Origin of the sequence: Streptomyces phaeochromogenes, assembly GCF_001418655.1 — a bacterium.
In the GTDB taxonomy this organism is placed as follows: Bacteria; Actinomycetota; Actinomycetes; order Streptomycetales; family Streptomycetaceae; genus Streptomyces; species Streptomyces phaeochromogenes.
The window spans coordinates 1-7,944 of record NZ_LIQZ01000567.1 but is presented as its reverse complement, the minus strand read 5'-3'; the positions used below and the strand labels follow the sequence as shown (position 1 = coordinate 7,944).

The window sequence follows — 7,944 nt, the reverse complement described above, 5'->3', positions numbered from 1 at the left end:
TCAAACGCCGGACGGGCTGAGGGTCTGTAGGAGGCTCCAATGGGGCACGCGCGTGTGCCGGAGGAAATCCGTATTCCGTGTGGTTGGCGGGGTGGGGCACGATGGGGGTATGGCATCCATGAATGATCATCCCGGTGAGCAGGCCGCTCAGGAGCCGATCAAGCTGCTGGCGATTCGGGAGACGGCGCTCTCCTTGGACGAGGTTTTCCGGGCTGTCGGGGACGATGCCTCCGGGGGGACCGCGCTGTTCGTGGGGACCGTGCGGAATCATGACGGGGGAGCCGATGTCGACGCGCTCGGGTACTCGTGCCATCCGAGTGCCGAGGCGGAGATGCGGCGGGTCGCCGAGAAGGTCGTCGCCGAGTATCCGGTGCGGGCGCTCGCCGCGGTGCACCGGGTCGGTGATCTTCGAGTGGGTGATCTCGCGGTGGTCGTCGCCGTTTCGTGCCCGCATCGGGGCGAGGCGTTCGAGGCCTGCCGCAAACTGATCGACGATCTCAAGCACGAGGTCCCGATCTGGAAGCACCAGACTTTTTCCGACGGTACGGAGGAGTGGGTCGGGGCCTGTTGAGGTCACACGGGTCACCTGAGACCCAGGTGCCACAAGTGTGCGCCGTTCCGGTTGCGTAACCCGACCCCTGCCGTGAGCGTTGAACATGCGGATGGTTAATCTGCTGATCAGTCAGTTGCGGTCGCTCATGGGGTTGGGAGGTCGGCATGGCGGCGCTCGCCTGGTTGCTGATTCCGCTTTTGGCCGCGATCGGCGCCGGACTGTGGGGCAGTTGGGCCGGACGGAACCGAAAGACCCTCGGGGACGGCACCGAGCTCGCGGGCTACACACGCTTCCGCGAGGCCATGGAGAAGTCGGAGAACCCGGAGAAGTCGGAGCAATTGCACACGGACGCCTGACCGGCCCGGATTCCCCGGACGGACGGCCCTGACGGTGCGCTGACAGACCGGTCCCGTACTGTCGTTCCATGCCACGCCGCACCGCGACGATGCTCGCCTCCACCCTGATGCTGATCGCGCTCCTGTGCGCGGGAGTCTTCATCAATGTGCCGTATTCGGAGATGTCACCGGGGCCGACGGTGAACACACTCGGGGAGCACGACGGCGAGCCGGTCCTCCAGATCTCCGGCCGCAAGACCTACGCGACGACCGGGCATCTGAACATGACCACCGTCCGGGTCACCAGCGCCGACTACAAGATGAACCTCGTCGAGGCCGTGTACGGGTGGCTGGCCCACGACAACAAGGTCGTTCCGCACGACACGCTCTATCCGAACGGCAAGACGGAGGAGCAGTCGACGCAGGAGAACGCCGAGGAGTTCAGCCAGTCCCAGGAGAGCGCCAAGGTCGCGGCCCTCAAGGAACTGAAGATCCCGGTGAAGTCCTGGGTGATCGTCTCCACCGTCGTCAAGGACACCCCCGCAGAGGGCAGGCTGCACGCCGGTGACGTCATCAAGGCCGTCGACGGTACGACGGTGAAGGCGCCGGACGACGTCGCGAAGCTGGTCACCAAGCACAAGCCCGGTGAGAAGGTCGTCTTCACGATCGTGCCCGCCAAGGAACAGGCCGCCGCCGAGAAGGAGAACCGGACGGCGACCAAGACCGAGGAGATCACGATCACCACCGCCAAGTCCGCCGACGCCGGCGAGCAGCGCGCGATCGTCGGTATCTCGGCCGGGACCGACCACACACTGCCGTTCACCATCGACATCAAGCTCGCCGACGTCGGCGGCCCCAGCGCCGGCCTGATGTTCGCCCTCGGCATCGTCGACAAGCTGACGCCGGGCAACCTCACCGGTGGCAAGTTCGTCGCCGGCACCGGCACCATCACCGACGACGGCAAGGTCGGCCCGATCGGCGGCATCGAGATGAAGACGGTCGGCGCCCGCGACAAGGGCGCCCAGTACTTCCTGACGCCCAAGGACAACTGCGCGGCTGCCTCCCGTGACGTCCCCGAGGGGCTCACGCTCGTCAAGGTCGACACCATCGACGACGCGATGAGCGCCCTCACGGACATCCGTGGCGGCAACACGGCCGACCTGCCGAAGTGCACCAAGAGCTAGCGCACCCGGCGGGCCGGCCCGCTTCGCGCTACTCCGCGAACGTCGCCGTCAGGGCCTCGGCGAGGCCCGGTACGAGGTCGGAGCCGGTGAGGACGTCCGTCGCCGCGTCCTTCTCACGCAGTCGCAGCGCCGACTCGCGCTTCCCGCCGCGCAGTACCGCGACGGTCATCCGGACCTCCTGGCGCTCCGGGTGCTCGGCGACCCACTTCGCCAGCCGCTTCTCGTCGAGGCCGTCCGGTACGGACGCCTCCGCGGACGGCGGGAGCATCAGCCGCTCCACGGACAGGGCGCAGCCGACCACCGAGTCCGGCCAGGCGATGGTGCCGAGGAACTCGTCCAGCGGGCTGCCCGCGGGGAGTTCGTCCTGCTCAATGGGGGTAAGGGTGCCCTCTGGGGCGTCTTCGGTCAGACCGAGGCGCTCGGCGAGCCCCGGTTCCTGGGAACGCAGCCGGCCGGTGTCGACCAGGGCGAAGAGACGGGCGGGCTGGTCCCAGCCGAGCCCCGCCACGTACTCGTCGATCTCGAGGACGGCGCGGGTGAGGGGCCCGGCCGCCATGGGTGTGCCTGAGGAGGCGGTGTTGGACATGGTCACAATCCTGCCTCGTTCGGCCCCCGAAGCGGGAACCGAGTAAAGCATCAGTAAGTTGCATAGATGTGGCCCGGCGTTTGCGGGGCCCCCAGATACCAACAGCGAACTTCGAGGTGCGCACCTTGGCTTTCCAGATGCCGGACCGCGGCGGAGGCCCGACGGGGCCACGGATCAGAGTGGGCCGACCGTCCCGGCGCGTCCGGACCCTGCTCATGACACTGGGCGTACTGGCCGTGCTGGCCATGGCGTTCGTCATGTTCGCGGGGTTCTGGACGGACTGGCTCTGGTATCGATCGGTCAAGTATTCGTCCGTCTTCACGACCACCCTGTGGACCAAGATCGGCCTGTTCTTCGTCTTCGGACTGCTGATGGCCACGGCCGTCGGCGTGAACATCTGGCTGGCCCACCGGCTGAGGCCGCCACTGAGCGCCATGTCGATGGAGCAACAGAACCTCGACCGCTACCGCATGGGTGTGGCCCCGTACAAGAAGTGGATTCTTCTCGGGATCACCGCCCTGGTCGGACTGATCGCGGGCGCCTCCGCGGCGGGCCAGTGGCGTACGTGGCTGCTCTGGGTGAACGGAGTGCCCTTCAACCAGAAGGACCCCCAGTTCCACCTGGACATCGCCTTCTACGCCTTCGATCTTCCCTGGTACCGCTTCCTGCTGGGCTTCGGATTCGCTGCCGCGATCCTTTCGGTGATCGCCGCCGCGCTGACCCACTACCTGTACGGCGGGCTGCGCATCACCAGCCCCGGAGCGCGCGCCACGGCCGCGGCCACCGGGCATCTCTCGGTGCTGCTCGGCCTCTTCGTCGCCCTCAAGGCGGTCGCGTACTGGCTCGACCGGTACGGCCTCGCGGTGAAGTCCAGTGACTTCAAGGCGACGGACAACTGGACGGGCCTCAGGTACGTAGACGCGAACGCGTATCTGCCCGCCAAGACGATCCTGTTCTGCATCGCCGTCATCTGCGCCCTGCTGTTCTTCGCCACCCTGTGGCGGCGCACCTGGCAGCTGCCCGTCATCGGCTTCGGCCTGATGGTGCTCTCGGCGATCCTGATCGGCGGTCTGTACCCGGCGATCGTCCAGAAGTTCCAGGTCCAGCCGAACGAGCAGGCCAAGGAAGCGCCGTACGTCAAGAAGAACATCAAGGCGACGCGTGAGGCCTACGGCATCGACGACGCCAAGGTGACGGACTACTCCGGCAAGGGCGGCACCGAGAACGCCGAGCAGATCCGCAAGGACGCCGACTCGGCGGCCAGCTACCGGCTGATCGACCCGAACGTCGTCTCGCCGGCCTTCCAGCAGCTCCAGCAGGAGCGCAAGTACTACCAGTTCCCCTCCACGCTCGACGTCGACCGGTACACGGACGCCGACGGCAAGGAGCAGGACACCGTCATCGGTCTGCGCGAGCTGAACCTGAACGGCATCCCGAAGAGCAACTGGATCAACGACCACTTCACGTACACCCACGGCTACGGCGCTGTCGCGGCCAGGGGCACGGCGACCGGTTCCGATCCGCCGGGTTCCCCGGACTTCTCCGAGTCGGGGCTGCCGACCACCGGTGACCTCGGCAAGTACGAGCAGCGGATCTACTACGGGGAGAAGACCGAGCAGTACTCCATCGTGGGCGGCCCGCAGAAGGAGCTCGACTACGAGGAGAACGGCGAGAAGACCACCAGCTACAAGGGCAAGAGCGGCGTCAACCTCGCCAACCCGATCAACCGCGCCGCGTACGCGGTGGCCTTCGGCGAGCCGCAGATGTTCTACTCGGGCGCGATCGGCGAGGGTTCCCGGATCCTCTACAACCGCACGCCCAAGGAGCGCGTCGAGGCCGTGGCCCCGTGGCTGACCATCGACGGTGACGCCTATCCGGCGATCGTGGACGGCAAGATCCAGTGGATCGTCGACGCCTACACGACGACCAACGGGTACCCCTACGCCTCCCGTACGACGCTGGGGGACACCACGGCGGACTCGCTGACCGACAACCAGCGGGCGGTGGTGGCGCAGCAGAACCGCGTCAACTACATCCGCAACTCGGTGAAGGCGACCGTCGACGCGTACGACGGCTCGGTCAAGCTCTACCAGTGGGACACCAAGGACCCGGTCCTCAAGACCTGGATGAAGGCGTTCCCCGACACGGTGAAGCCGAAGGCCGACATCAGCGAGTCGCTGATGGAGCACCTGCGTTACCCGCAGGACCTGTTCAAGGTCCAGCGCGAGCTGCTCACCCGCTACCACGTCACCGACCCGGCCCAGTTCTACAGCGGCAGTGACGCCTGGCAGGTGCCGGACGACCCGACCAACAAGGACAGCAGTGCGGTCCCGCCGTACTACCTGAGCCTGAAGATGCCGGGGCAGAACGCGCAGCAGTTCTCGCTGACCACGACCTTCACGCCCAACGGGCGCCCGAACCTGGGGGCGTTCATGGCGGTGGACGCGGACGCGGCCAGTAAGGACTACGGCACGATAAGGCTGTTGAGAGTGACCTCCACGGTGAGAGGTCCACAACAGGTGCAGAGCGAGCTCAACAGCAACGCCGACGTCGCCGAGTTCGTCCGCAACCTCAGAGGCACGGACTCCGACATCGAGTACGGAAACCTGCTGACCGTGCCACTCAACGGCGGGTTCCTGTACATCGAGCCGGTGTACGCGCGAGGCGGCACGTCCAACTACCCGCTGCTGAGGAAGGTCGGCGTCGCCTACGGCGACCAGACCGTCTTCAAGGACACCCTCGCCGAAGGACTGAACACGGTCTTTGGAGTGGACGGCGAGGAAACCACCGAGCCACCACCCAAGGACGGTGAGACCCCGAAGCCACCGGCGACGGGCGACACCGACCTGGCGAAGGCCATCGCCGACGCCGAGGACGCCTACAAGGCCGGCGAGGAAGCGCTCAAGAAGGGCGACTGGGACGCGTACGGCAAGGCCCAGGAAGACCTTCAGGACGCCATCCAGCGGGCCTCCGAGGCCGAGCAGAAGGCCAGCTCGGCCAGTGGTGCCAACAGTGACGCCGACAAGGAAGCAAGCGGTCAACAGGACGGTGACCAGGGCAGTTGAGTAGTCCCACCCCGCGCCGTGGTACGGTTGCAACACAACGGCGCGGGGTGGAGCAGCTCGGTAGCTCGCTGGGCTCATAACCCAGAGGTCGCAGGTTCAAATCCTGTCCCCGCTACTGAAGTAGAAGGACCCGGATCCTCAAAGGATCCGGGTCCTTCTGCGTGTACGGATCATGTGCGGACCGCGCGGGGATCGCGTGCGGGTGCCCATCGCTCATCAGTGCTGCTGAAGCGAAGGCTGCGCCATCCGCCTGGAGTTGGGGAATCTGTGTTTCACTTGTCTCTCTGTGGGCATGTCGACAAAACGCTGAAGTGACCTCACTGGCTGCGGTATACCAGGTGTACCCAGGTTGCAGGTGGTGCGACGATGGACGTTATGGGGGACAAGGCAACTCTGTTGGAGACAGGGCGGTTTGTGCAGCCTTCCGACCGGGACGAGACCGGCGAGGCTGCGGAGGAGGCTCGCCGACGACTCGCCGCGGAGGCGGGCGACGTCGAGGCGATGAGCGTTCTCGGAGCCATGCTGCTCCGCCGCGGTGATCTCGACGGGGCCGAGCCTCAGCTCCGCGCTGCCACGGCGGCCGGTGACCGGGCCGCCGCCAACAACCTGGGTGTCCTCCTGCACCAGCGCGGATACGCCGAGGAGGCGGCCGGCTGGTGGCGGATCGCCGCCGTCGCCGGATCCGCTGCCGCCGCGCACGCGCTGGGCCGCCACCACCGCGAGCGCGGGGACGAGCCCGCCGCCGAGTACTGGCTGCGCCAGTCCGCCGAGCAGGGACACGCCCTCGGCGCGTACGCGCTCGCCGACCTCCTGGAGCACCGCGGTGACGCCGGTGCCGGGGACTGGATGCGGGCTGCCGCCGAGCGGGGGCACCGCGAGGCGGCGTACCGGCTCGCGCGGACGCTGGACCGCAAGGCCGTGCAGGCGGGCGAGGACGAGGGTGACAACGGTGTCGCGGCGACCATCGCCGCGCAGGCCGAGCAGTGGTACCGGCAGGCTGCCGCACGCGGTCACCGGCGGGCCGCGCTGCACCTCGGCGCGATCCTGGAGAGGCGTGGGGAGCTCAAGGAGGCCGGGCGCTGGTATCTGACCTCCGCCAAGGACGGCGAGGCGCGGGCCGCCTGCGCGCTCGGGTTCCTGCTGCGGGACGCGGGCGACACCGAGAGCGCCGCCGTGTGGTGGCTGCGGGCCGCCCAGGACGGCGACGGGAACGCCGCCAACGCGCTGGGCGCGCTGCACGCCGAGCGGGGCGAGACCCAGACCGCCGAGCGGTGGTACCGGGCCGCGATGGACGCGGGCGATGTGAACGGCGCGTACAACCTCGGGCTGCTCTGCGCCGAGCAGGCGCGGACCGCGCAGGCCGAGCAGTGGTACCGGCGTGCGGCGTACGCGGGGCACCGGGAGGCCGCGAACGCGCTGGCCATCCTGCTGCTGCAGGTCGGTGACGCGTCCGGGGCCGAGCCGTGGTTCTCCAAGGCCGCGGAGGCCGGGAGCGTGGACGCCGCCTTCAACCTCGGGATCCTGCACGCCGGGCGGGGTGAGGACGCGGCGGCTCTGCGGTGGTACGAGCGGGCCGCTGCCGCCGGGCACACCGAGGCCGCGCTGCAGGTGGGGATCGCGCGTCTTCGGGACGGGGACGAGCGGGCTGCCGAGCGGCACCTTCGGTGTGCCGCGGGTGGGGGGAGTGCGGAGGCGGCCTATCGGCTGGCCACCGTGCTCGACGCGCGGCGGCCTCCTGCGCCCGCGCACGAGTTGGGGGAGCCGGCCACCGAGAAGAGTGAGTGCGAGGAGTGGTACGAGCGGGCTGCTTCCCAGGGGCATCGGCGGGCTCAGGTGCGGGTGGGGATGCTGGCCTCCGCGCGCGGGGATGTCGTGGATGCGGCTCGGTGGTACCGGGAGGCCGCTGAGGCGGGGTCTCGGAACGGGGCGTTCAATCTTGGGCTGTTGCTTGCCCGGGAGGGGAGTGAGCCGGAGGCTGCCCTTTGGTGGACTCGGGCCGCTGATGCGGGGCATGGGCGGGCGGCGTTGCGGCTTGCGCTCGTCTACGCGCGTCGTGGTGAGCTGGCGGAGGGGCAGCGGTGGGCTGATCGGGCCGTGTCGCTCGGGCCCGGGGAAGTTTCTGAGCGGGCGGCTCGGTTGCGGGATGCGTTGCGGCAGGAGTTGTCGGCGTGAGGGGTGGCGGGGGTGGGTTTTTCGCCCCCGCCGCCCTTACCCATTCCCG

At 68.4% G+C, this 7,944-nt stretch carries 6 protein-coding genes and 1 tRNA gene; 6 read left to right on the top strand and 1 reads right to left on the bottom strand.

The features are described 5' to 3' along the window. The first annotated feature begins 109 nt into the window (after window positions 1-109). From AOK17_RS45900 to AOK17_RS45890, 3 genes are all read left to right on the top strand, one after another. Complete coding sequence (locus tag AOK17_RS45900; RefSeq protein ID WP_055618592.1) at window positions 110-571, top strand: molybdenum cofactor biosynthesis protein MoaE; 462 nt, start codon at window positions 110-112, stop codon at window positions 569-571. A 146-nt stretch (window positions 572-717) separates the two neighbouring features. After that, a complete protein-coding gene (locus AOK17_RS45895) occupies window positions 718-909 on the top strand; it encodes a hypothetical protein (RefSeq protein WP_055618591.1) in 192 nt (63 codons plus the stop codon). Between the two features lie 68 nt (window positions 910-977). Continuing rightward, the gene (locus AOK17_RS45890) at window positions 978-2,072 is read left to right on the top strand and encodes a YlbL family protein (RefSeq protein WP_055618590.1); all 1,095 of its coding nucleotides are present in this window, start codon (window positions 978-980) and stop codon (window positions 2,070-2,072) included. Between the two features lie 28 nt (window positions 2,073-2,100). On the opposite strand, the gene AOK17_RS45885 is transcribed toward AOK17_RS45890, so the two are convergent. Further along, a complete protein-coding gene (locus AOK17_RS45885) occupies window positions 2,101-2,658 on the bottom strand; it encodes a PPA1309 family protein (RefSeq protein ID WP_055618589.1) in 558 nt (185 codons plus the stop codon). Between the two features lie 137 nt (window positions 2,659-2,795). On the opposite strand from AOK17_RS45885, the gene AOK17_RS45880 reads away from it, so the two are divergent. The 3 genes from AOK17_RS45880 (at window position 2,796) to AOK17_RS45870 (ending at window position 7,895) form a co-directional block, all read left to right on the top strand. Beyond that, complete coding sequence (locus AOK17_RS45880) at window positions 2,796-5,723, top strand: UPF0182 family membrane protein (RefSeq protein ID WP_079053669.1); 2,928 nt, start codon at window positions 2,796-2,798, stop codon at window positions 5,721-5,723. 41 nt (window positions 5,724-5,764) lie between these two features. After that, window positions 5,765-5,838: transfer RNA gene (locus AOK17_RS45875), tRNA-Met, on the top strand. A 251-nt stretch (window positions 5,839-6,089) separates the two neighbouring features. Further along, complete coding sequence (locus AOK17_RS45870; protein WP_055618588.1) at window positions 6,090-7,895, top strand: tetratricopeptide repeat protein; 1,806 nt, start codon at window positions 6,090-6,092, stop codon at window positions 7,893-7,895. The last annotated feature ends 49 nt before the right edge of the window (window positions 7,896-7,944 follow it).

Excerpts from the sequence above, each read along its gene's own strand:
- AOK17_RS45900 (WP_055618592.1), top strand. The coding sequence starts at position 110 with ATGGCATCCATGAATGATCATCCCGGTGAGCAGGCCGCTCAGGAGCCG.
- AOK17_RS45895 (WP_055618591.1), top strand. The coding sequence starts at position 718 with ATGGCGGCGCTCGCCTGGTTGCTGATTCCGCTTTTGGCCGCGATCGGC.
- AOK17_RS45890 (WP_055618590.1), top strand. The coding sequence starts at position 978 with ATGCCACGCCGCACCGCGACGATGCTCGCCTCCACCCTGATGCTGATC.
- AOK17_RS45885 (WP_055618589.1), bottom strand. The coding sequence starts at position 2,658 with ATGTCCAACACCGCCTCCTCAGGCACACCCATGGCGGCCGGGCCCCTC.
- AOK17_RS45880 (WP_079053669.1), top strand. The coding sequence starts at position 2,796 with ATGCCGGACCGCGGCGGAGGCCCGACGGGGCCACGGATCAGAGTGGGC.
- AOK17_RS45870 (WP_055618588.1), top strand. The coding sequence starts at position 6,090 with ATGGACGTTATGGGGGACAAGGCAACTCTGTTGGAGACAGGGCGGTTT.